The 24,770-nt window shown below is 65.5% G+C and carries 16 protein-coding genes; 9 read left to right on the forward strand and 7 right to left on the reverse strand.

The annotated features are described in order from the left end of the window. Window positions 1-142: 142 nt before the first annotated feature. Complete coding sequence (locus tag BN1130_RS08295) at window positions 143-937, forward strand: DeoR/GlpR family DNA-binding transcription regulator (protein ID WP_042041376.1); 795 nt, start codon at window positions 143-145, stop codon at window positions 935-937. A gap of 148 nt (window positions 938-1,085) precedes the next feature. Here BN1130_RS08295 and ppk2 read toward each other — a convergent pair whose 3' ends face one another. The 5 genes from ppk2 to BN1130_RS08325 form a co-directional block, all read right to left on the reverse strand. Then, on the reverse strand, window positions 1,086-1,910 hold the full coding sequence (gene ppk2 / locus BN1130_RS08300) for a polyphosphate kinase 2 (RefSeq protein WP_042041379.1): 825 nt from the start codon (window positions 1,908-1,910) through the stop codon (window positions 1,086-1,088). A 356-nt stretch (window positions 1,911-2,266) separates the two neighbouring features. Beyond that, a complete protein-coding gene (locus BN1130_RS08310) occupies window positions 2,267-2,389 on the reverse strand; it encodes an entericidin A/B family lipoprotein (protein ID WP_042041382.1) in 123 nt (40 codons plus the stop codon). Window positions 2,390-2,446: 57 nt separating this feature from the next. Then, complete coding sequence (locus BN1130_RS08315) at window positions 2,447-3,511, reverse strand: PQQ-dependent sugar dehydrogenase (protein ID WP_198135251.1); 1,065 nt, start codon at window positions 3,509-3,511, stop codon at window positions 2,447-2,449. Between the two features lie 147 nt (window positions 3,512-3,658). Then, complete coding sequence (locus tag BN1130_RS08320) at window positions 3,659-4,765, reverse strand: 3-deoxy-7-phosphoheptulonate synthase (protein ID WP_042041384.1); 1,107 nt, start codon at window positions 4,763-4,765, stop codon at window positions 3,659-3,661. A gap of 222 nt (window positions 4,766-4,987) precedes the next feature. Continuing rightward, window positions 4,988-5,794 (reverse strand): siderophore-interacting protein, encoded by an 807-nt coding sequence (locus tag BN1130_RS08325; protein ID WP_042041386.1) that lies wholly within the window; start codon window positions 5,792-5,794, stop codon window positions 4,988-4,990. A gap of 374 nt (window positions 5,795-6,168) precedes the next feature. On the opposite strand from BN1130_RS08325, the gene BN1130_RS08330 reads away from it, so the two are divergent. From BN1130_RS08330 to BN1130_RS08360, 7 genes are read left to right on the forward strand one after another with little or no spacing between them, the layout of a single operon-like run. Further along, a complete protein-coding gene (locus tag BN1130_RS08330; RefSeq protein WP_042041388.1) occupies window positions 6,169-7,329 on the forward strand; it encodes an isochorismate synthase in 1,161 nt (386 codons plus the stop codon). Then, window positions 7,326-8,999: a (2,3-dihydroxybenzoyl)adenylate synthase gene (locus BN1130_RS08335; RefSeq protein ID WP_042041389.1), complete on the forward strand. Its 1,674-nt coding sequence runs from the start codon at window positions 7,326-7,328 to the stop codon at window positions 8,997-8,999. Before BN1130_RS08330 ends, BN1130_RS08335 begins: the two co-directional genes overlap by 4 nt. A 22-nt stretch (window positions 9,000-9,021) precedes the next feature. Beyond that, window positions 9,022-9,927 (forward strand): isochorismatase family protein, encoded by a 906-nt coding sequence (locus tag BN1130_RS08340; RefSeq protein WP_042041391.1) that lies wholly within the window; start codon window positions 9,022-9,024, stop codon window positions 9,925-9,927. Further along, window positions 9,924-13,013 (forward strand): amonabactin biosynthesis non-ribosomal peptide synthetase AmoF, encoded by a 3,090-nt coding sequence (gene amoF, locus BN1130_RS08345; RefSeq protein ID WP_042041393.1) that lies wholly within the window; start codon window positions 9,924-9,926, stop codon window positions 13,011-13,013. The genes BN1130_RS08340 and amoF overlap by 4 nt, the downstream gene beginning before the upstream one ends. A gap of 32 nt (window positions 13,014-13,045) precedes the next feature. Then, the gene (dhbA, locus tag BN1130_RS08350; RefSeq protein WP_042041540.1) at window positions 13,046-13,795 is read left to right on the forward strand and encodes a 2,3-dihydro-2,3-dihydroxybenzoate dehydrogenase; all 750 of its coding nucleotides are present in this window, start codon (window positions 13,046-13,048) and stop codon (window positions 13,793-13,795) included. A 14-nt stretch (window positions 13,796-13,809) separates the two neighbouring features. Beyond that, window positions 13,810-20,115, forward strand: coding sequence for a non-ribosomal peptide synthetase (locus BN1130_RS08355; protein WP_042041397.1), 6,306 nt, complete (start codon window positions 13,810-13,812; stop codon window positions 20,113-20,115). An 11-nt stretch (window positions 20,116-20,126) separates the two neighbouring features. After that, complete coding sequence (locus BN1130_RS08360) at window positions 20,127-21,638, forward strand: amino acid adenylation domain-containing protein (RefSeq protein ID WP_042041541.1); 1,512 nt, start codon at window positions 20,127-20,129, stop codon at window positions 21,636-21,638. A 329-nt stretch (window positions 21,639-21,967) separates the two neighbouring features. Here BN1130_RS08360 and BN1130_RS08365 read toward each other — a convergent pair whose 3' ends face one another. Then, a complete protein-coding gene (locus tag BN1130_RS08365; protein WP_042041399.1) occupies window positions 21,968-22,912 on the reverse strand; it encodes an ABC transporter substrate-binding protein in 945 nt (314 codons plus the stop codon). 219 nt (window positions 22,913-23,131) lie between these two features. Here BN1130_RS08365 and BN1130_RS08370 point away from each other — a divergent pair, with 219 nt between their 5' ends. Then, a complete protein-coding gene (locus tag BN1130_RS08370) occupies window positions 23,132-23,860 on the forward strand; it encodes a 4'-phosphopantetheinyl transferase family protein (protein WP_042041401.1) in 729 nt (242 codons plus the stop codon). A gap of 52 nt (window positions 23,861-23,912) precedes the next feature. Here BN1130_RS08370 and BN1130_RS08375 read toward each other — a convergent pair whose 3' ends face one another. Continuing rightward, complete coding sequence (locus BN1130_RS08375) at window positions 23,913-24,734, reverse strand: amonabactin ABC transporter ATP-binding protein (protein WP_042041402.1); 822 nt, start codon at window positions 24,732-24,734, stop codon at window positions 23,913-23,915. Between the last annotated feature and the right edge of the window lie 36 nt (window positions 24,735-24,770).

Below are 24,770 nucleotides of genomic sequence, written 5' to 3' on the forward strand. Positions count from 1 at the left end.
TTGGTTCGGTTGAAGCCCTGTTGATGCCGTTTTATAACGTCATGCGTGTGACTAAATGTTAATTTTGGTGACTGTGATGAAGTTTTATCATTTTTTACCATTTAGCTGGGCTAGAATGGCGGCTCAACAGGGAGGAGCCCCCATGATCCCCATAGAACGACAGCAACAGATATTGCAACTGCTGACCGAGCGCGGCGTGGTCAGCATATTGGCGCTCACCGAGCGGCTCGGCGTCTCTCACATGACGGTGCGCCGGGATATCCAGAAGCTGGAGCGACAGGGGCGGGTGCTGTCGGTCTCGGGCGGGGTCAGCCTCTCCCAGCGGATCAAGAGCGAGCCCTCCCACGCCGCCAAGCGCAGCCTGATGCAGGCGGCCAAGCTCGCCATCGCGCGCCTGGCCGCGGATCAGGTACCTGCGGGTTGCACTGTCTATCTGGATGCGGGCACCACCTCCCTGGAGCTGGCGCGGGAGCTGGCCCTGCGCGACGACCTCATGATAGTGACCAATGACTTCATGGTGTGCGCCTACCTGATCGAACATGGTCTGGGTCGCCTCTATCACACCGGTGGCATGGTGATCCGTGACAATCAGTCTTGCGCCGGGGAGGCGACCGCCCACTTCCTGCGCAATCTGCATCTTGATATTGCCTTCCTCTCCTCCTCCTCCTGGGACTTGCATGGTATCTCGACCCCCAATGAGGAGAAGGTGCCGGTCAAGCGCGCCGTGGTCGAGGCGGCCTCGACCCGCATCCTCATCTGTGATTCGTCCAAATATGGCAAGGTGGGCACCTTCAAGGTGGTGGGCTGGGAGGCGGTCGATCAGGTGATCACCGATGACAGACTGGCCCAGAATGCCCGCGATATGCTGGCCCAGCACGGGGTTCAGCTATCTCTGGTGAGCCTGGATGGGGATCCCCTGGCTCAGGCTAGCGCCTAGCGGCCCTGACGGGTCTGAGGGAGGGCTCTGGGCGCGGCTAAGCGCCTCGGGACGGTATCGGGCTCGTCGTCTGCGCTTCACCTGTGCCTCAAGGGGGGCGGTCAATAGCCGTGGTACAGGGGGGGCGACAGGCTCCCCCTGCTGGTACTCAGAAGAGTTCCGGAATATAGCGGAACGGATGGTCGGTGGGTTTGACCTTGCCAATCTTGCGCTTGGGCAACTTGACCGTGTCGGCGGGCAGATCCTCGTAGGGGATGTGGGCCAGCAGGTGGGAGATGATGTTGAGTCGCACCCGTTTCTTGTCCTCGGAGCGCGCCACGAACCAGGGGGCCCAGGTGGTGTCGGTGGCGGCAAACATGGCATCCCGCGCCTGGGTGTAGTCATCCCAGCGATCGAATGACTTGATGTCCATGGGGGAGAGCTTCCAGGTCTTGCGACCATCATCGATACGATCTCGCAGCCGCCGCTCCTGCTCTTCCGGGCTCACTTCCAGCCAGTATTTCAGCAAGATGATCCCCGAATCGACCATGGACCACTCCATCTGCGGCGTGCTGGCCAGGAACTTGTCGCTCGCCTCCGGGGTGCAGAACCCCATGATCCGCTCCACCCCCGCCCTGTTGTACCAGCTGCGATCGAAGATGACGATCTCGCCGGCGGCGGGCAGATGGGGGACGTAGCGCTGGACATAGAGCTGGCTCTTCTCCCGCTCTGTGGGGGCGGGCAGGGCCACGACCCTGAACACGCGGGGACTGACCCGCTCGGTGATCGCCTTGATGGTGCCGCCCTTGCCGGCACCGTCGCGCCCCTCGAAGACAATGCACACCTTGAGCCCTTTATGCACGACCCACTGCTGCAGCTTCACCAGCTCCACGTGCAGGCGGCGTAGCTCCTTTGCGTACTCCTTGTTACCCAGTTGTTCACGGGCCGTTGTCGGCACTGATTGTTCAGCTTTGGCTTTCTTCTTGTTACCCATGATTCCCTTCTCTTGTCTGATCCCTGTGGAGGAGGGCCGCCTGCATCGACGGCCAACAGCAAGAGTGTAACTGAGTCAAGGGGGCGGTCACAGCTGGAACCGTGGATGTCCAGGATGAGCCCCCTGCTTGGCAGCCAGCCGCTCTCTGTTAACGGGGGCTGGCGCAGTGAACAAGCGCAAGGGGATCCTCGGCACGGGAAGGCGATGACGCGGGCGAGCGGGATGTCTGTCTGGTCACGGAGCAATGGGAAGTGGCAACAGCCCCTGCTCTTGGCCGTGACAAACGCTGTGGCAAGCCGGGGCGGTAAGGGGTGACAGCGAAGGGGGCCAGGCGGCAGGGTACCGCCCGGCTGGGGTTATTTGTCGGCGCTCTTTTGAATCTTTTCGCCGACCTTTTCGACATCTTTGCCCATGCCGCTCATGGTATTGCAAGCAAGCAGCAGGCCGCAGCAGAGGATAATCGTCAGGGTTTTCATCATTGTGCTCCTTGTGGAGGTTGGGGATGCCGGTCGCCTCAAGTCTAGTCGAGGGGGCGCTCAGGGGGTCAACCGCAGCAACTTGCCCGCCGCGCCGTCGGTGAGCAGGTAGAGTGCGCCATCCGGGCCCTCTTTGACGGTGCGGATCCGCTCCCCCCGCTCCCCGAGCAGGGTGCGTTCGCCGACTATGGTGTCACCGGCCAGGGTCAGCTCTCGCAGTGACTGGCCGCGCAGGGCGCCGATAAACAGCTTGTCCCGCCACTGGGGGTAGTGAGCGCCCGAGTGAAATGCCATGCCCGAGGGGGCGATGGAGGGAACCCAGACCTTGAGCGGGCTCGTCAAGCCGGGGGCCGAACTGCCCTCGCCAATCTTGCCGCCGCCATACTCCTCGCCGAAGCTGACCCTGGGCCAGCCATAGTTGCGACCACCCAGAATGAGATTGACCTCATCCCCGCCCTGGGGGCCGTGCTCGTGGGTCCAGAACTGGTTGACCTCGGGCCGCCAGGCGGCTCCTTGCATGTTGCGATGGCCCAGGCTCCAGATCTCGGGCAGGGCACCCTGGGTGTGAATAAAGGGGTTATCCGGCGGCAGGCTGCCGTCCCGGTTCAGGCGAATGGTCTTGCCGAGGTGCTGGGCCTGGCTGCGGTAATTGAAGCGATCGCCCAGGGTAATGTAGAGCAGGCCATCACTCCCCAGCACCAGGCGCGAGCCGAAGTGTGCCCCCCCTTCCACCTTGGGTCGCTGACTGAACAGAGGCTGCACCTCGACCAGCGCATTATTTTGCAGCTTGGCGCGGGACACGGCGGTACTGCTGCCCCCGGCGCCTGGCTCGCTGTAGCTGAAATAGAGCCAGCCCTGCTCATCCAGTGCCAGATCGAGCAGGCCACCCTGGCCCTGGGCTGCTATCTCGGGCAGGCCTGACACCTTCTGGCGCTGGCCATCGGCCTGGATGCGCAGCAGGCGGCCGGGTCGCTCGCTCACCAGCAGATCGCCGCCGGGCAGAAAGACCAGGCCCCAGGGGTGTACCAACCCCTTGTGCACTATCTCGACCTTGAGGGGGCTTGCCCCGGGCAGGGGAGCCAAGGTGAGGCAGAGCAGCAGACAGAGGGTAACGCGCAGCAGCATGGGAGGCCTTGGGTGAAGGGGGCATCGGCCAAGTATAGAGGGGAGGGCGCCATCTGCGCCGGGTCTGGCGTGGGGTCGTGATGGGGAGGGGGAATGGCCGCCGGGTGGCTGGCGCCGCCTGAATGAAGGCGGTGCCAGCGGTCGAGGTTATCCGGCTAGCTGGGCATCCCACTGGGGCTGTGGCGCTCTCTGGGTCAGGTGCTGACGGCGCCGATCCGACACGGCATCGGCCAGCATGGCGAGCAGGCGCAGGCTGTCGTCCCAGTGGAGGCAGGCATCGGTCACCGACTGGCCGTAAGTGAGCTCGCTCAAGGGGGCGGGGGCCTGGCTGCCTTCGATCAGGAAGCTCTCGACCATGACGGCGGCGATGGCCTGGCTGCCATCGGCCAGCTGATGGCAGAGGGCCTCGGCCACCCTGAGCTGGTTCTTGTGCTGCTTCTGGCTGTTGCCATGGCTGCAATCGACCATCAATCGCCCGTTGAGCCCCTGTTGGCGCAGCTGCGCGGCGGCGGCCTCCACATCGGCTCTGTGGTAATTGGGGTGGGCGCCACCCCGCAAGATGATGTGTCCTGCCTCATTGCCCTCACTGCGGATCACGACCATGCCGCCCTCGCTGCCTGGCGCCGTGAACAGGTGAGAGGCCTGACTTGCCTGAATGGCATCCATGGCAACCCTGACATTACCGTCGGTGCCATTCTTGAAGCCGACCGGGCAGGGCAGGGCCGAGGCAAGCTGACGATGGACCTGGGACTCCGTGGTGCGGGCGCCGATGGCGCCCCAGCTGATGAGGTCGGCGAGATAGAGGAAGCTGGTGGTATCGAGGAACTCGGTCGCTGTCGCCAGGCCAAGGTCACCGATGTCGAGCAGCAGTTGGCGCGCCAGGCGCAGGCCCTGGTCGAGATCATGGCTGCCATCCAGGTGCGGATCGAATACCAGCCCTTTCCAGCCGACAGTGGTGCGCGGTTTTTCGAAGTAGGCCCGCATCACTATCTGCAGACGATCGCCATACTGCTCGGCCAGCGGGGCCAGCCGTTTGGCATAGTCGAGGGCAGCCTCGGGATCGTGCAGGGAGCAGGGGCCTATCACCACCAGCAGGCGGTCGTCGGCGCCGCTCAGAATGTTGCTGGCCTGCTGACGATGTTGTGCTATCCGGGCCTGCATGGGGGCCGGGCAGGGTTGTTGTGCCAAGAGTTCGGCCGGGGTGGGGAGTGCTGCCACTGCGCAGGCACGCATTACCGAGTTCAAGACTGCCATCAGGGTTACCTTGTGATGCGAACGAAAGAGAAGGGGCCGGATACAACACAGATCTGGTGCTGCTCATGGGCTATCCAGCGCCTCAATTGAGAGTGATTATCATTATCTTGTTTTGTGCCCGACATGCAAGCACTAACGAGGGGGGAGAGCAGAATGGGGATGGCCGAAACAAGCAGGGCCCGGGCTGGTGCGCCGCGGGCCCTGACAGGAACCGATGGAGGATTAGCTGTCCATCACGTCGTGGCGGTCATGGTGGTAGGCCTCTTCGTCTTTACCATGGCGCCAGTAGGGCACGGCATAGACGCGGCTGCGATCCACGTCCAGGGTGCGTCTGACGTGGCGACGCATGGGCACGACCAGGCCCTCCTCACCACCGAACCAGAAGTAACTCTGCTCGCCCGTCATGGGCAGGCTGGTGAAGTGGCTGACCAGGGCCGCGGTCTGATCCGGGCTGCCGATGAACCAGCGCAGGCTGACGCCGGCTGGCAGAGCAATATCCTGGATCTCCTGCTCATGGGGCACCAGCAGGGCTATGTGTCCCCGGGCCTGGCTTGGCATCACCTCGGCCATGGCGCAGATGGCGGGCAGGGAGGTGAGATCTCCCACCATGTAGTAGTTATCGGCCACCTGCAGCATGGGGTTGGGGCCACCGGGGCCCGAGATGGCGAGGCTATCCCCCGGCTTGACATGGAGGGCGAACCGGCTGGCCGGGCCTGTCTCGCCATGGAGGGCGAAATCGATATCCAGCTCCAGCGCCTCGCGGCGAAAGGCGCGAATGGTGAAGGTGCGCATGATGGGCTTCTGACTCGCGTCCTCCCAGCGGGGGCCTTGCGGGGTGGGTGTTGGCAAGACGGCATGGGGCTGCCCGGGTTGCGGCAACATGATCTTGATATGGGCGCCACCACAGGTGAAGGGGTAGTCGGCGAGATCGGGGCCTGTCAGGCAGACTCGGCGCATATGAGGGGTTAGATCCTGCACCCCCTTGACCGTGAGCAGACGGGGACGATTGACCGGGACGGGCTGGGACATGGGAAGACTCCTGGCTGACAATGGCGCTTATTCTCAGGCAAATGAAAATTATTATCAATTGCCTGTGAGCGTGTGATTTGGCTGACACCTCGCCATGGGTTGCCACTTGCTCGCGCCTGACGGTTTAGCGCCCTTCCCGGACGCCAGTCGGTCATTCTCTGTCGCAGCCCCGGATTGAAGAAGGAGTTGGCTCAGGGGCAGGCGTCCTGCCGTTTATCGCACCCGGCCCCCGGCATGGCTATACCCGTATAAAGGTTCCAGTTATGTCCCGAGTAAATTCCATTGACCTGGGGATTTCAAAGCGAGTATTTTAGCGCCGCATAAATACAAACTGATAATGATTATCATTTTGAGTCGTATTAGATGGGTGTGATATGGATACTCTTGTGATGGAAACCCGTGCGCCGGTTCAGGCCGCGCGCCCCGACATCCTGTTTACGTCGAGCCTGGGAGAGATCCGGGCTCATGATCTGGGCCAGCCGATCAGGACGCCAGCCTGTGAATGGTCGCGGCTGGAGCGGCAGATAGCCCAGGCCCTGGCGGCAGCGCAGGCCGCAGGCCAGGCCAACCCGCTGTTGATCGGCGCCTTTGCCTTCGATCCTGGCGAGGCCTCCTGCCTCTATGTGCCTGGCCGCGTTGAGCGCAGCTCGCGCCGGGTCAGCGCGCCCTCTCCCCAGGTGTCTAACCAGGCCATCTCGGTGCGCAGCATCCCCGCCGCCGCCGAGTTTCAGGCCTCGGTGAGTTCGGCCCTCGATGCGTTCGCGCAAGGCGCCCTCGCCAAGGTGGTGCTGTCGCGCAAGCTCACGCTGCAACTGAGCCAGCCCGCCGACCCCGAGCAGGTGCTGGCCCGCTTGATGGCCCAGAACCCCAACGCCTTTCACTTCTCCTTGCCGCTCGGGCAGGGCCGACGCCTTATCGGCGCCAGCCCCGAACTGCTGCTGCGGGTCAGTGAGGGCGCGGTCTTCACCCATCCGCTGGCCGGTTCGGCCAAGCGCGGCGGCGAGCCGGAGCAGGATGAGGCGGTGGCGAGCAAGCTACTGGCCTCCCACAAGGATCAGCATGAACACCGGCTGGTGATCGACGAGATCCGCCGGGTGCTGGCCCCTCACTGCCGTGAGCTGACCATTCCCCCGTCACCCTCATTGATGAGCACCGACACCCTCTGGCATCTGGGCACCCCCATCGCGGGCCAGTTGCATGGGGGAGAGGCCTCGGTGCTCTCCCTCGCCTGCCAGCTGCACCCCACCCCGGCCCTGTGCGGTTATCCCACGGATCTGGCGCGCCAGTTCATCCGCGAGCAGGAGCCCTTCAGGCGCGCCCTGTTCAGCGGCATCGTCGGCTGGTGCGACAGCCAGGGCAACGGCGAGTGGGCCGTGGTGATCCGCTGCGGCGTGCTCGATGGCCACCATGTGGAGCTGTTCGCCGGGGCCGGCATAGTCGCGGGCTCGGATCCCGCCATGGAGTGGGCCGAGACCGGCACCAAGCTTGGCACCATGCTAAAAGCCCTGGGCCTCGGCACCGAGGTGGCGTTATGAGTCAATCCAACCGCTTCCTGCCCTACACCCGCTGGCCGACCGAGCTGGCCGAATCGTACCGCGCCAAGGGTCATTGGCGGGGTGAACCGCTGACCGCCATGCTGGCGCGCCAGTGCGAGCAGGCCCCCGATGCGGTCGCCATCCTCTGCGGCGAGCGCAGCTTCAGCTATCGGGAGCTGGACACCGCCTCGACCCGGCTGGCCGCGCGGCTCGCCCGCCATGGCTTCAGGGTCGGCGATACTGCCCTGGTGCAACTCCCCAACGTGGCCGAGTTTTATCAGGTGTTCTTCGCTCTGCTCAAAGTCGGCATAGCCCCGGTCAATGCGCTCTTTAGCCACAATCGGCTGGAGCTGGCCTCTTACGCCGAGCAGATCCGTCCCAGGCTGTTTATCGGCTCGCTCGCTCATCCCCTGTTTGCAAGCGGAGATCGCAGCGGTGAATTGCTGCAAACCATGGGCGCCGAGCTGGTGCTGCTCGATGGTGAAGGCGGTGCGTTGGGATTGGCCCACTGGCTCGGTGAGATGGATGTCAGCCCGACCCAGACTCCGGCCCATGGCCCGAGTCCGGCGGACGAGGTGGCCTTCTTCCAGCTCTCCGGTGGCAGCACCGGCACCCCCAAGCTCATTCCCCGCACTCACGACGACTATCTCTACAGCGTGCGCCGCAGCAATGAGATCTGTGGCCTCGGCCCCCATACCCGTTACCTGTGCGCCCTGCCGGCCCCCCACAACTTCCCCTTAAGCTCCCCCGGCGCCCTGGGGGTGTTCGAGGCGGGCGGCGCCGTGGTGCTGGCCCAAGATCCCGGCCCCATGAGCTGTTTCCCTCTTATCGCTCGTCACGGGGTCAACCTGACCTCATTGGTGCCGCCCGCGGTCTCCCTCTGGTTGCAGGCGGCCGAGGCGGACCCGTCCGTGCGTCGCCAGCTCGAGAGCCTGACCTTGCTGCAAGTGGGCGGTGCCAAGCTGGCCGAGGCGGTGGCCAGAAAGATCCGCCCGCTGCTCGGTTGCCAGCTGCAACAGGTGTTTGGCATGGCCGAAGGGCTGGTCAACTACACCCGGCTCTCTGACCCCGACGACAAGATAATTCACACCCAGGGCAGCCCCATGAGCCCGGATGACGAGGTGCGCATCCTCGATGAGGCGGGTAATCCGGTCGCCCCGGGCCAGCCCGGCGCCCTGCACACCCGCGGTCCCTACACCTTCCGTGGCTACTACCAGAGCCCGGCCCATAACGCCCGGGTGTTCGATAGCGAGGGCTTCTACTGCTCCGGGGATCTGGTGGTGCAAGACCCCGATGGCTACCTGACCGTGGTGGGGCGGCAGAAGGATCAGATCAACCGCGGCGGCGAGAAGATAGCGGCGGAAGAGGTGGAAAACCAGCTGCTGCACCACCCGGCCATCACCCAGGCGGCCCTGGTCTCCATGCCGGACAGCGCCATGGGGGAGAAGAGCTGCGCCTTCATCGTCAGCACGGATCCCGCCTTGAAGCCGCTGGCCCTGCGCAAGTTTCTGCGCGCGCGCGGTGTCGCCGAATTCAAATTGCCGGATCGCTTCGAGATCCTCGCGGCCCTGCCCATGACGGCGGTGGGCAAGATCGACAAGCAGGGGCTGCGTGAGCGCATCGCCCACTCTCTTGCCAGCAGCCAGGCAGACAGCACATTCACAGTTTAAAACTAAAAGGAATCATGACGTTATGGCTATCCCCACTCTGAACAACTACGCCATGCCCAGCCAATGGAAGGCCAACAAGGTCAGCTGGACCCTGGAGCCGCGCCGCGCTGCCCTGCTCATCCACGACATGCAGGAGTACTTCACCGCCTTCTATGGCGAGCACAGCCCGCTGATCGCGGAGCTCACCGAGCGCCTGGCGGCGGTGCGCCTGCACTGCAAGGCCCTCGGCATTCCGGTTTACTACACGGCCCAGCCCAAGGATCAAGCCCCAGAAGACCGCGCTCTGCTCAACGACATGTGGGGGCCGGGCCTGAACAAGAGCCCCGAGCTGCAGCAGGTGGTGGCAGCACTGCGCCCGGAGCCTGACGACACAGTGCTGGTCAAGTGGCGCTACAGCGCCTTCCAGCGCTCCGAGTTCGAGCAGATGCTCAAGGCCCAAGGCCGGGATCAGCTCATCATCGGCGGCATCTACGGTCATATCGGCTGCATGATGACCGCCTGCGACGCCTTCATGCGCGACATCCAGCCCTTCTTCCTGGCAGACGGGATCGCGGATTTCTCCCTGGCCGATCACCAGATGGCGCTGGACTATGTGGCGACCCGCTGCGGCAAGGTGATCCCCTGCGAGGAGGTGCTGGCGCTGGCACCAGCTTCCGCCGCCCAGACCAATCCCTTGCTGAGCTATGACGGGCTCAAGGCCAGACTGCTGAGCCATATCGACGAGGACGAAGGGGAGTTTGACCCGGACGAGAACCTCATCGACTACGGCCTGGATTCGGTGCGCATCATGGGCCTGCTCACCGAGTGGCGCGCCGCCGGGGTGGAGCTCGGCTTCGTGGACTTGGCCAAGCTGCCGACCCTCAATGGCTGGTGGCGCCTGGTGGAGGCTAAGCTGGCTGAGCAAAAAAACCTGGAGGTGACCCCATGAGTCGCTTTCCGCTGACCATACCCCAGCAGGGGCTCTGGTCCGGTCATCTGCTCAATGATGACAAGGCGATGTTCAACACCGCCGAGTGCATCGCCTTCGATGGCAAGGTCGATGGCAACCTGCTGGTGGCCGCGCTCACCCGGGCTGTGGGCGAGTGCGAGGCCCTCAAGGGCCACTTCGAGCAGAACGGGGAGGCGGTCTGCTTCGTCTCCCACGAGGCACCGCTCGCCTATGGCGAGGTGAACCTTGCGAGTGACGACGAGGCCGCCGCCCGCGCCTGGGCCTGGGCGGATCTGCGCCGTCCGTTCGAGCTGACGAGCCAGGCACCCTGCCGCTTCGCCCTGCTGCGTGGCCCCGGCCGCGACTTCCTCTACAGCTGCGTGCATCACATCGCGCTGGACGGCTTTGGCACCACCCTGCTGTTCCAGCGCATCGCCGAGCTGTATGGCGAGGGGTTGCAGGGGGCCTTGTGCTCTCCTTCTCCCTTTGGCGGTTTGGCCGAGGTGATGGTCGAGGAGCTGACCCGCGAGCAGAGTGGCAAGAACGCCGCCGCCCGCAGCTTCTGGCAGGAGCAATTGCAGGCTTGGCCCGAGGTGAAGTCCTTTGGCGAGGCTCGCGCCCCCATCGCCGCCGAATTTATCCGCGAGAGCCGCCTGCTGCCGGCCGATCTGTGGCAGACCCTGGTGCGCTTTGCCGATGACCACAAGCTGGGTTGGCCCGATCTGCTGCTGGCCGGGCTCTCGGCCCAGTTGTCGCTTTCGAGCGGCCAGCGCGAGACCCTGCTCGGCCTGATGATGATGAACCGCATTGGCTCGGCCTCCCTGACCGTGCCCTGCATGCAGATGAACATCACTCCTCTGGCGCTGGCACTCAATGATGAGAGCGATCTGGCGGGGGCGGCCGGCGCCGTGGCCAAGGCCAAGCGCGGGGTGCGCAAGCATCAACACTATCGCTACGAGCTGCTGCGCCGCGACCTTGGTCTGGTGGGGGGCGACAAGCGGCTGTTTGGCCCTCTGGTCAACATCATGCCGTTCGATCATGCCCGCCGCTTCGGGCCGCTCAGTGCCCATATCCTCAACATCAGCGCCGGGCCGGTGGAGGATCTTACCATCGAAATCCAGGTCGGCGTCGATGGCCAGCCCAGACTGGATCTGGATGCCAACCCCGGCTGCTACCAGCAGACCGATCTGGCGGCCATCGCCGATACCCTGTTCACCCTGCTGGGCCGCTGGCTGGCCCAGCCCGCCCTGACCCTGGGCACCCTCAAGGCCGACTGGCTGGCCGAGCAGCGTCAGGGGGCCCTTATCTGCGGCCCTGCCCACGAGCAGCTCAAGGTGCAGCCGGTGCTGGACGCGCTCTGTCACTTCGCGGCGCACACCCCGGGCAAGATAGCGCTGGAGCAGGGAGAGGCCCGCTTTAGCTACGAAGGGCTGCTGACCCGCTGCGAGCAGATGGCCGCAGCCTTGCAGGCTGCCGGTGTGCAGCCGGGGGAGCGGGTCGGCGTCATGCTCTCTCGCTCTCCCCAGGCCATCTTCGCCCAGCTGGCGGTGCTGCTGGCCGGCGCCGTCTATGTGCCGCTGGATCCCGAGCAGCCCCTGGAGCGCCAGGGCCATATCCTGCGGCTGGGGGAGGTCAAGACGCTCATCACCCAGGCCGAGTATCGCCACAAGCTGGCCAGCCTGTTTGAAGGCCGCACGCTCTTGGTTGGGGATCTGGTGAGCGCGGATCGCCTCTGCCAACCCGCCAGCGGCAACGCCCTGGCCTATCTGATGTTCACCTCCGGCTCCACAGGTCTACCCAAGGGGGTGGCCATCAGCCATGGCGCCCTGGATCACTTCGCCGCCGCCGCCCGCTGCCGTTATCACCTGGATGAAGGCGCGCGGATGCTGCAATTCGCCCCCTTCAACTTCGACGCCAGCATCGAGGAGGTGTTTGCCACCCTGAGCGCCGGTGCGACCCTGGTACTGCGCACCGACGCCCTGCTCGAATCCATTCCCGCCTTCGTGGCCGGGATAGAGCAGCAGGGGATCACCCATCTCGACCTGCCCACTGCGTTCTGGAACGAGTGGGTGGTGTCGCTGGGGGCGGGTCAGGCCCATATTCCGGCATCGCTCGCCACCGTCATCATCGGTGGCGAGGCGGTCTACCCCGAGCAGCTGGCCCAGTGGCAGCGCCAGGGCCGCCTTGATGTGCGCCTGTTCAACACCTACGGCCCCACCGAGACCACGGTGGTGGTCACTACTCATGAGCTGCAAGGGGAAGACCCGGCGCAGGCCCAGTTGCCCATCGGCCTGCCGCTGCCCGGCATGCAGGCGCTCATTCTGGGGGCAGGGGAGCAACCCGCCGAGGAGGGGGAGCTGGTGCTGCTCGGCCCGCAGCTCGCCAACGGCTATGTGGGCGGCGTTACGGGAAGCTTTGGCACCCTGAGGATCGGTGAGGGGGATCTGCCCGTCTATCGCACCGGCGATCGGGTGCGCTGGGTGGCCGGTCGTCTGGTCTACCTGGGGCGCCGTGACAACGAGTTCAAGATAAGCGGCTATCGCATCCAGCCCGGCGAGGTGGAAGCCCAGCTGCTGGCGCTGCCCGGGGTGGATGAGGCCTGCGTGCAGGGGGTGAGCATCGGCAATGTGCGCCGGCTGGTGGCCTTCGTGGCCGGGGCCGAGCGCGACAGCCGGGTCATCAAGGGGCAGCTCGCCAAAGTGCTGCCCGCCGCCATGATCCCCACCGACTATCGCCACTTTGATCAACTGCCCCGCACCGGCTCCAACAAGCTGGATCGCAAGGCACTGCTGGCCCAGTACCAGGCGGGCGGGGAAGCCCTGACCCTGGGCAGCGAGACCGAGAACAGGGTTGGCGCCATCTGGCAGCAGATCCTGGGGCTCGCCACCATGGCGCCTGCGGACAACTTCTTCGAGCTGGGGGGCCAGTCCCTGCAGACCATACAGATAGTGAACCGGCTCGGCGCCGAATTCGGGGTGCAGGTCAAGGTCTCCGACGTGTTCGATCACCCGCGCCTTGACGACTTCTGCCGCTTCCTCGACGGCAAGCTGACTGAAGACGAAGAGAGCGTGGAGATGGTGTGGTGATGGAGACAGTGATGAAGCAGGAGCAGCAAAAGATGGCCTTTGATTTCACCGGCAAGCGGGTCTGGGTGACCGGGGCCGGGCGCGGCATAGGGCGCGAGGTGGCGGCGCAGTTCGTCGCCGCCGGCGCCTGCGTGGTGGGGCTGGATCGCGACTTTCCCCATGCCGTTTACCCCTACACCATCCGCGCGCTCGACATCCGTGACTCGCAGGCGGTCAATGCCTGCTGCGCCGCCCTGCTGGCCGATGGCGGGCTGGATGTGCTGGTCAACGGGGCCGGGGTGCTGCGTCTGGGCCCCACCGAAGCCCTGAGCGACAGCGATTGGGATGACTGCATAGGGGTCAACGCCAGCGGCGTCTTCTATCTCTTGCGGGCCCTGGTGCCCCACTTCAAGGGGCAGCAGCGCGGCGCCATCGTCACCATCGGCTCCAACGCCGCCCATGTGCCACGGATGCAGATGGCGGCCTACTGCGCCTCCAAGGCGGCGGTCACCAGCCTGACCCAGACGGTCGGGCTGGAGCTGGCGCCCTTCGGGGTGCGGGTCAACCTGGTGTCACCGGGCTCGACGGATACCGAGATGTTGCGCGGCATGCTACCGGATGAGGGGGCCATGGCGCGTACCATTGCCGGGCTGCCGACCCAGTTCAAGCTCGGTATTCCGCTCAACAAGATCGCCACCCCGCGCGAGGTTGCCAATACCGTCCTCTTCCTGGCCTCGGACTTGGCCAGCCACATCACCCTGCAGGATCTGGTCGTCGATGGCGGCGCCACCTTGAGTGCCTGAGGCTTGAGAAACAGATGAACAATATGATTTTGCTGTTGAAACAGCTGGAGCGGCAGGGGGTCAAGCTGGCCCTGAATGACAAGGGCCAGCTCATCTCCCAGTCGAGCAAGGAGGCGGTGACCCCGGCCATCGGCGCCCTCATCAAGGCGCACAAGGATGAGCTGGTGCGCTGCCTGGCGGCCCGCGCCGCCTTCGAGGCCCCCATCCTTGCCCAGATTGAAACGAAAGGCGCCCAGCAGGGGCCGCTCTCCTCCTCCCAGAGCGGACTCTGGTTTATCGAGCAGTACGAAGAGGCCTCCCACCTCTACAACATGCCGGTCTATTTTCGGGTCAGTGGCGAGCTGGACACGGCCGCCCTGGAGTTTGCCTTCGATCACCTGTTTGCCCGCCACCCCAGCATGCGTACCCGCTTCGTCAAGGACGAGGCGGGCAGGGGGGCCCAGGAGATCCTGCCCCATACGCCCTTCAAGTTGCAGATAGAGGATGTGAGCGCAGAGCCCATTGCCGAGCGCGAGGCCTATGTGGCCCGCCGGGTGCGCGAAGAGATAGGGCGCCCCTTCTCCCTGACCCAGGGGGATCTCAGCCGGGTGCACCTGATCCGCCTCGGCAGCCGCGAGCACGTGCTGCTCATCACCCAGCACCACATCATCTCCGACGGCTGGTCGGTCAAGAACATGTTCGCCGATCTCAAGCGCGCCTTCCTGGCCCACCAGAACCGGGAGTCCTTGAGCGTGCCCGAGTTGCCGCTCACCTACCTCGACTATGCCCGTTGGTTCAACTCCCCGCGTTTTCTCGATTATCACGCCGAGTTCAAGCCGTTTTGGGTCGACAGGCTCGGCGGCAGCCCCGAGGTACATGGCCTGCCGCTGGACAAGCCGCGCCCGGCCCATCAGGCCAGCGGCGGCGAGCTGGTCTTCTCCACCATAGACAACGCCCTGTGGGACAGTTTCAAGCGCCTCTGCCAGCGCCATAGCACCTCGAATTTTATCGGTCTGCACGCCCTGTTCGCCCTGCTGATGGTGCGCCAGAGTGGCGAGAAGGAAGTCGTCATCGGCACCCCGCTCGCCTACCGCGAGCGCCACGAAATCGAGTCTCTGGTGGGCTTCTTCGTCAATACCCTGGTACTGCGCACTCAACTCAGCGGTAAGCCCAGCTTTATCGACTATCTGCAGCAGTGCCGGGAGGAGGATCTGGCGGCCTTCGATCACCAGCTCTACCGCTTCGAGGCGCTGGCCGAGGCAATAGGCGCCGATCGCACCACCGCCATCAACCCCATCTTCCAGATCATGCTGGTCTATCAGGCCAAGGTGGATTTCAACGATCTCATCCCCGGCTGTCAGCTGCTGGAGGAGACCTCGCCGGTGCTGCCCGCCAAGACCGACATCTCGGTCAAGGTGACCGAGCTTATGGATTCCGTCAGGGTGGACTGGCTGTTTGCCACCGCCCTGTTCGAGCGCGCCACCATCGAGTCTTACGCCGATCGCCTGCTGCATTTGATGCGCGCCGTGGTGGCGGCCCCGGAGACCGATATCTGGCAACTGCCCCTGGAAGCGGGTACAGACAGTGCCGCGCTCGCCGCCGAGCTGGCCAGCCTGCCGCAGGACTACCCCAGCCGCGACACCCTGCTCTGCCAGTTCGAACGTTGCGCAGCGTCCCGTCCAGACGCCCTGGCGGTGAGTGACGGCGAGGGTGCCCTGAGTTACGGCGAGCTGGAAGAGCGCGCCAACCGGCTGGCCCACTGGCTGCAGGCCCAGGGGGTAAACCCGGGCGCCGCCATCGGCATTCAGGCCAGGCGGGACGCGGCCTTCGTCATCGCCCTGCTCGCCTGCTGGAAGGTGGGGGCGGCCTATGTGCCGCTCGATCCCGCCTATCCTGCCGAGCGGCTGGCCCATATCCTGAGCGACGCTGGCATCGCGCTGGTGCTAGGGGGGGAACCGGATGCGCGGCTTGGGGAGGCGCTGGCGGGCACGGCTGCCGGTTACCACAACCTGCACCGGCTGGCGCTGGATGGGCTGCCGACCAGCGCCCCCGCCATCCCCCGGGATGCCGCCATGCTGGCCCAGATCATCTACACCTCGGGCTCCACAGGTCTGCCCAAGGGGGTCATGGTGGAGCAGGGCAGCCTGGTCAACCTGATGGGGGATCACGGGGCGCGCATCGATCTCGATCAGGACGGCGCCATGTTCAACTGCATGTCCCTCTCGTTCGATGCGGGCAACATGACCAGCTTGCTGCCGCTCTCTTGCGGCGCGGCCCTGCACTTCGGCGAGCCGGGGGAGGGGGTGATCGATGGGGCCATGGCGTGCGGCGCCAGCCATATGATATTGCCCACCGCCCTGCTGGCCAATCTGCTGCCGCCAGCGGATCTCGGCTCCCTCAAGGCCATCGGCTTTGGCGGCGAAGCCTGCCCGAGCAGCCTGGTGGAGCGCTGGGGAGACAGGGTGGCGCTCTACAACATGTACGGCCCGACCGAGTGCACCGTCACGGCGCTCTGCGCGCGGCTCAGCCCGGGGGCGCCCATCACCATAGGCCAGCCCATCAGCAATTTAAAAGCGCTGATCCTGGACGAGGCAGGCAACCCCTGCCCGGTCGGGGTACCCGGCGAGCTCTGCCTGGCCGGGCTCGGCCTGGCCCGTGGCTACCTCAACTTGCCGGAGCGTACCAATGAGGCCTTCGTCGAGCTCACTCTTGATGGTCAGACTTATCGCCTCTATCGCACCGGCGATCGTGCCCTGCTGCGCCGCGATGGCAATGTCAGCTATCTGGGCCGACTGGACGAGCAGATCAAGCTGCGCGGCTATCGCATCGAGCCGGGGGAGATAGAAACCCAGATTGCGGCGTTGGAGCCCGCCATCCGCCAGATCAAGGTGGTGGTGCAACAGGGTCGCCTGCTGGCCTATGCCTGTTTGCAGTCAGGCGCTACGCAGCCAGATGGCGAGGCGTTGCTGCAACGGGCCGGTGAACAGCTGCCGGAATACATGGTGCCGGTGAAGCTCTGTTGGTTGCCTGAGATGCCGCTCACTCCCAACGGCAAGCTGGACCTGCGCCGCCTGCCTGCCATCGACTGGCAGCAGAGCAAGGCCGAGCCCCAGGGCGAGTTGGAGCAGAGGGTGCTCGCCATCTGGCAGGGGGTGCTCAAGCAGCCCCTCGGGGTCGAGGATGACTTCTTCCGTCTCGGCGGGGATTCCATCCTCAGCATCCAGCTCACCACCCGGCTGCGGGATGCCGGGCTGCACTGCAGCGTGAAAGATGTGTTCGAGGCCAAGACGGTGCGCCGCCTCTGCCGCCAGCTCGGTCAACAGCAAGTCGTCAACCACCTGACGGAGCAGGGCGTGCTCGAGGGGACATTCCCCCTGCACCCGATCCAGCACTGGTTCTTCGAGCAGGGCTTCGCCAAGTCCGGTCACTGGAACCAGGGGGTGATCCTGCGCCTGCCCGCCGGTATCGACGACGCCGCCCTGACTGGCTGGATGAATACCCTGACTGCTCACCATGACGCCCTGCGTCTGGCCGTGACCGAGACAGGCCAACGCTATCTGCCCGAACTGGCGCTGCCCCCCCTACATGTGCTGGACGCGGCCGGACTGGATGAGGCTGGGCTGCAGGCTCGTCTGACCCGATGGCAGGGCTCCTTCCAGCCCGAGCTCGGCCAGACCCTGGCCTGGGCCCGGCTTTGCAATCTCGCGAGCGAGGCGGATGCAGCGCCGGTTGAAGGGCTCTTTATCGCCTTCCACCATCTGGTCATCGATGCCGTCTCCTGGCGCATCCTGGCCGAAGATCTGGTGCGTCTCGCCGAGGGCAGAGAACTGGCGCCCAAGGGCAGCAGCTACCGCCAGTGGGGCGAGGGGCTCAAGGCCTATGCCTTGCGTGAAGAGCAGCAGTTGGCATTCTGGCAGGCCCAGGGGGAAGGTATGGATCAGCGGCTGCTGGAGGCGCAGCGCGCCCCGGATGGCCGCGCAGCCGCCAGCCTGCTGCGCCTGGATGAAAATACTACGGCTCGCCTCATTGATGAGGCCAATCGGGCTCACTTCACCCAGGTGCCGGACTTGCTGCTGGCGGCCCTGACCCGCACCCTCTGCGATCTCGGCTACGGCGCCAAGCAGTGCGTGATGCTGGAGGGGCACGGCCGTGAAGCTATCGATCCGCGACTGGATGTGAGCCGCACCCTCGGCTGGTTTACCAGCACCTATCCGCTGGCGCTGGCCAACCAGGGCAACTGGGGGGATCTGGTGTGCGATACCAAGGAGCGGCTGCGGGCGGTGCCGGACAAGGGGGTGGGCTTCAACGCCCTGGGCCTGCACCACTCTCGTGGTGAGGGGTTGCCCCACGCCTTGCCGCAATCTGCCATCGTCTTCAACTATCTGGGGGTCTCCCACAGAGGCACGCCTGCCCCCTGGCAGCCATTGCCCATCGCGCCGGGCCAACCCTCGGCGCCACAGAACCTGCCGCGCGAGCTCATCAGTTTGCACGGCGGTGTCTACGGCGGTTGCCTCACCCTGCGTCAGGTCGGTGCCCTCAACCAAGGGGCGAGCGACGCCCTGATGACGGCCCTGGCGGCCAATCTGACGGCGCTGGTCGAGGCTTGCTGCGCGGTGCAGCCGCCGCGCCACACCCCGAGTGACTTCCCCGGGCTGCCGCTCTGCCAGACTGCGCTGGATCGGGTACTGGATCCGCGGCTGGCAGGGGGCGAGGTCGAGACCCTGCTGCCCATGACCTCTTTGCAGGAGAGCATGGTCTATCACAGGGCGCTGGCCCCCAGAGATAGCGCCTACCACCTGCAGACCGAGATGGACTATCACCAGGGGCTGGATGTGACTGTCTACCAGGCCGCCTGGCAGGGGCAGCTCGCCCGCTGGCCCGTGCTGCGCGCCGCCTTGCTGGTGGAGGAGGGCGTTGCCCTGCAGCGCATCCTGCGCCACGCCGAGCTGCCGTTCCACTATGAGGACTTGTCTGGCGACGTGCAGGCCGAGGCGCGTGTCGCGGCCTATCGCCAGCAGGACTTGGCCCGGCCCATTGCGCTGGACAAGGCCCCGCTGCTGCGCATCGCCTGCTTCAAACTGGCCCCCGACCACCACAGGGTGATCCTGAGCGCTCACCATGGGGTGCTGGATGGCTGGAGCGGCCCTGTGCTGCTGGGTAGCCTGCATCGTCACTATCAACAGGGGATGCAGCAGGGCGAGCTTCACGAGCGGCTGCCGCAGCCAAGTCCGGACCGGGCCTGGCTCGAATTCGGCCGCCATATCGTCAGTCACAGAGCCGAGCATGAGGCCTATTGGCAGGGGCGCGCCCACTTGCTGGCACGGCCCAACGATCTCTCCGCCCTGTTCGGGGTGGCACTGGAGCCGCACCTGACCCAGCACAGGCCGGCGGTCTGCGGCCAGACCCTGGCATCAGGCGTCTCTACCCAGCTGGAAAGTCGGGCCCGCGAGCTCGGCGTGACCGCCGGGCTGTTGGCCCAGTATGCCTGGCATCGGCTGCTCGCTCGCCAGTGCGGCGACGAGGTCACCCTGGTCGGCAACGTGACCCCGGGCCGGGACTTCCCCATCGAGGGGATCACCGACAGCGTCGGGCTCTATATCAACAGCCTGCCGCTCGCCCTGGATTGGCGCACCGAGGCGAGCCTCGGGCAGCACATCGCGCAGCTGCAGCGGGACTCGCTGGCCCTCAACCAGCACGGCACCCAATCCCTCGCCGCCCTGACCAAGGGCCGGGGTCGTCTGTTCCAGAGCCTGTTCGTGTTCGAAAACTACCCCATGCCGGCGCGGCCCCGGACGCTGGAGCCCCATCAGCTGATGCCGCACTTTGGCAGTGTGGTCGAGAAGGTGGAGCTGCCGCTCTCCCTGGTGGTGAATGCCCGTGGCGGGCAACTCAATCTGCGTTTCGAGTACGATGGCGAGCTGATAGGGCGTGAACGCGCCGAGGCGGTCCTGGGGCAGTGGATGGCGGAGCTGGCGTGGCTGGCACAGGCCTCCCTGACCGAGCCCGCTCGTTTGGCGGGCGTCGAGGCGGCCCGTGCAGCGGCTCCGAGTCTGGCCCCTGCGCAGCGCGAGGCCTGTCCGGTCGATGCCTTGGCCCAGGATCCCCAGGCCCGTTGTCTGCTGGCCCTGTGGCAGCAACACTGTGGCGAGGGGGCGAGCTGGCAGCAGAGCCTGACCGGGCTCGGGGTGGATTCGGTGCAGCAGCTCGCCCTGCTGGCGGCGCTGAATCGGGCCTTTGCGGCGGATCACCAGCCGCTGACCCTGCGGGATCTCAAGGCCCATGCCTCACCCTGCGCACTGTTCAACCACTGGCTGGTGCGTCTGGCGGAGGCGGTGTCATGACGGCGCAGGCATTGCTGGCAGCCAGCAAGGCGGGGACAACCCCGCCACATGCCGAGGTGGTTGGGCAGGGGTTGAGTGCCCGCTTGACGAGCATGCTCAATGGCACACCACTGGCTCCGGCCATCGCCATGGATGGAGTCTGGCAAGACTATGGGGCGCTGAGTGGCCGGGTCGACCAGATTGCCGCCAGCTTGCAGGGGTTGGCGGTGGGGGAGCGGGTAGGCCTCTATCTGGATCGCACGCCGGATCTGGTGGCCAGCCTGCTCGCCTGTTTGCGGCTCGGCCTCTGCTTCGTGCCCCTGGAGCCGGATTTCCCGGTGGTGCGGTTGCAGGGCATCGCCCGGCAGGCCCGGCTCTCGGCGGTGATCTGCAACCATGGCGAAGGGGTGCCCGACTTTGGTTGCCCGCTGCGCCCGCTGTCGCGGCTGGCACCCGGCGACGAGAACGCGGCTATGTACTGGCCTCGGGTGGATGACAGTCAAGCGGCCTACATGATGTTCACCTCGGGTTCGACCGGTGAACCCAAGGGGGTGGTGATTAGTCGGCGTGCGCTGCTCTGCTTCCTCGACGGGATCCGCGAGCGGCTCGGGTTGACCCCGGCTTGTCACTGGCTCTTCATCACCACCCCGGCCTTCGACATCTCCCTGCTGGAGATGCTGGGACCGCTCTGGAGCGGGGGTCGGCTGACGGTGGCGGACAACGCGCACAACAAGGATCCCCTGGGGATGCTGGCGCTGCTGGCGGCGGACTCGTCCATCAACTGGCTGCAGGCGACCCCGGCTTGCTGGCGCATGCTGCTCAAAGCGGGCTGGCAGGGGAGTGACAGCCTGACCGCCCTGTGCGGGGGGGAGGCGCTGGATCCGGGGCTGGCCGAGCAGCTGTGCAGCCGCACCCGGCGGCTGTGGAACTGTTATGGCCCGACCGAGGCCACCGTCTGGTCTCTGGTGAGCGAGGTGCGCTGGCCCCCGATCGACGGGCAGATCACCATCAGTCACAGCCTGCCCGGCTATCGCCACTGGGTGCTGGACGAGACGGGGCAGCCGGTGGCAGAGGGGGAGTGCGGCGAGCTCTGCATCGAGAGCCCGGCCCTGTGCGAGGGTTACTGGCGCAAACCCGCCCTCACCGCGGCGGCCTTCCTGCGGCTCGATAATCATCGCCTCTATCGCACCGGGGATAGGGTGCGGCGGCTGGGGGCGGATAGCTTCCGCTATCTGGGGCGGCGCGACGATCAGATAAAACTGCGCGGTTTTCGCATCGAACTCGGCGAGGTTGAGGCGGGCCTGCGCCGTCAAGCCGGGGTGCAGGAGGCGGCGGTGCGGCTGCTTGGCGAAGGGGACGAGGCCATGCTGGTGGGCTATGTGGAGGCCAAAGCCGGGGTGACCCTCAATCGCCTGGCCCTGCGCAAGGGGCTACAGGCCAGCCTGCCGCACTATATGGTGCCGGCGCGTATTATTTTGCTCGATGCCCTGCCCAAGACCGGCAGCGGGAAACTGGACAGAAAGGCGCTGCCCTTGCCGGAGTGAGGAAGGGCTGGCAGGCCAGCTGCCTCAGCAACAGGGTGCCGGCGCGTATTATTTTGCTCGACGCCCTGCCCAAGACCGGCAGCGGCAAGCTCGACAGAAAGGCACTGCCCTTGCCGGAGTGAGGAAGGGCTGGCAGGCCAGCAGCCTCAGCAACAGGGTGCCGGTGCGTATTATTTTGCTCGACGCCCTGCCCAAGACCGGCAGCGGGAAACTGGACAGAAAGGCGTTGCCCTTGCCGGAGTGAGGCGACGGGGAAAACTCAAGAAGCCGATAAACAAGAAGCCCGCAGCGATGCGGGCTTCTCTTTTTGACGGGGGGGACGGGCAGGATCAGCGGGTGACGGGGAGCGCATCCGGTTTGCTCATCAGCTGCTCGACATCCTCGATCACCTTGAGGGCGGCCTGGGGACCACCGGTGGAGGTCCAGAGCGACCCGTCCACGGCGCCGAAGCGCTTGGCCTTGATGGCACCGAGCTGCTGGAAGGCCGGGGTCTGCTCGGCCTGCTGCATGGCATCCACCGCATCGCCGCTGGCACTCAGGGTGCCGATCACCAGCCAGTCACCGTCCAGCAGATTGAGGGACTCCAGGCTCAGGGCCGGGGAGTGGGGGCTCTTGTCGCCTATCTGGTGCGGCGGGCGGGCCAGACCCATCTCCATCACCACGCTGCTGGAGAAGGTACCGCCGTGCATGTAGCTCGGTCCCTTCGGGTTCCAGCGCACTATGCTGATGCGCTCGCCCTGATGCTGGGCAAGCTGGGTGCGGGCCTGTTGCAGACGGGCCTCATACTGGGCGAGGAAGGCCTTGCCTTCGGCTTCTTTATTGAGCACCAGGGCGCTGCGGCTGAACACCTCTTTCCAGGGCTGACCCCAGTTGCCGGTGACCACTGTGGGGGCGATTTCCTTGAGCAGGCTCAGCAGCTCGGGCTTGGTCTGATTGGTCAGGATGAGATCTGGCTCCAGATCGATCAAGCGCTCCAGATTGGGATTGTCCAGATCCCCGACCACGGCGATATCTTTGCCCGCCTTGCCTTGCAGGTAGCGGGGCAGGGTAGCCTGGCCGCGGCCATTGACGGTGCCGACCGGCTGCACGCCCAGGGTCAGGGCGGTGTCGAGATCGAGCTCACTCAGCACCACTACCCGCTTGGGGTGAGCGGGCACGCTCAGGGTGTTGCCGTCGGCATCGGTCACTTGACGGGTGTCAGTCTGGGCCTGGGCCTGACAGCCGATCACACTGGCCAGTACCAGCGCGGCTACCAAGGGGGAGGGGATCGTCATGGTTACATCCTTAATGGGTGAAATCGGCGCCACCGTTTGCGGGCACTATTTGATTACCGGAACGTGACTGCCGGAACGCGTTGCCTGAATGAGCCGTCTGCTATTGGCCCCAAATGGGCGGGACTATGCTACCACAAGTTAATTGAGAAACGTTGTCATTTGTATTTGTGCCATGACGGCGCTTTGCTACCATGGGCTCCCCATTGCGAGATTGTGCTGATGCTACCTTTCCTTCCCCCCGCTACGGAGTTCATCCGCCACACCGACCTGCTGACACTGGCGGGGATGGACGAGCTGCCGATCCACCGGGTCTGTTTCGACTTCGCTGCGTTCAGTTCGGCCAGCTTCGATGCCCATGCCATCACCCTGCCCGCCAAGCTGCAAGGGGCCGTGGCCAAACGCCAGGGGGAGTTTCTGGCGGGTCGGCTGGCGGCGCGCCATGCCCTGAGCCCCTACGGCCTGGGGGACCAGGTGGTGACCATAGGCGCGGCCCGCGAGCCGCGCTGGCCAGCAGGCATGGAGGGCAGCATCAGCCACAGCCAGCTGCTGGGGGAGGGGATGGCGCTCTGTGCAGTGCGCCCCGGCCACGCCGGGCTCGGGCTGGATCTGGAGGCCTGGCTGGGGGCGGGGCAGGCGGAGCAGCTCTGGCCCGGCATCGTCGACCAGGAGGAGTGGGGGCGGCTCGAACCCGCCGCGCTGGCTGCCGGACTGGACAGAGCCCAGGGGCTGACCCTGGTGTTTTCGGCCAAGGAGAGCCTGTTCAAGGCGCTCCATCCCAGGGTGGGGCGCTATTTTGATTTTCTGGATGCCAGCTGGACTGGCCTCACGGAGCAGACCATCAGTCTGCGCCTCAAGACGCCGCTTGCGCCGTGCTTGCCCGCGGGCTGGCACTGCACCCTGCGCTGGCAGCGACTGCCGGGGGGGCTGCTCACCCTGCTGGCACTTTGACGGACTAAGGGGATGAGACAGTAAAAAACCGCCGGATGGGCGGTTTTTTCATTCAGGCCTGCTGTCTGGCTGCAGAGTTATCCGTTTGCGAAGCCGCTTCGGTGCGCCGACGGGGCACGATCACCGGGGCGCCGTCGCCGGGGGCGTGCAGTATGTCGACATCGGTCTGGTAGAGCCTGTCGATGAGCGCCTTGGTCACCACCTCCCGCGCCGGGCCCATGGCTTGCACGCCACCGTCACCGAGCGCAATCAGCTCGTCACAGTAACGGGCGGCGGTGGCGAGATCGTGAATGACGATGAGCACAGTCTTGCCGGCGGCGGTGATCTGGTGGATGGCCTCCATCACCTCGGTCTGGTGGCCGATATCCAGCGCGCTGGTGGGCTCGTCCAGCAAGATGATGTCCGCGTCCTGGGCCAGCACCATGGCGAGCCAGACCCGCTGCGCCTGACCACCGGAGAGGGAGCTGGCACTCTGCTGCCAGATGGCATCGAGCTGCATCTGCTCCCGGGCCCAGCGCACCATGCGCGCATCTTCCTCGCTCCATTGATTGAACCAGCCCTGATGGGGGTGGCGACCATATTGCACCAGCTGCTCGACCCGGATCCCGGCCGGCATCAGCGGTCGCTGGGGCAGGTAGGCCAGCTCCCGGGCCAGTGCCTTCATGCCATAGCTTGCCAGCGGCTTGCCCTTGAGCAGGATCTCCCCGCTCTGGGGCTGCTCCTGCCCTGCCAGCAACTTGAGCAGGGTGGACTTGCCGCCGCCGTTGGGGCCGACGATGCCGACCAGTTTGCCCTTGGGAATGGTGAAGGAGACGTCATCGAAGACGGGCTTGTGCTGATAGCCGAAACGAAGGCGGTTTACGGTGAGCGTCATCAAACGGCCCCTTGTCTGAAGGTGAAAAGGATAAAA

This window comes from Aeromonas rivuli (assembly GCF_000820045.1).
Classification (GTDB): Bacteria; Pseudomonadota; Gammaproteobacteria; order Enterobacterales; family Aeromonadaceae; genus Aeromonas; species Aeromonas rivuli.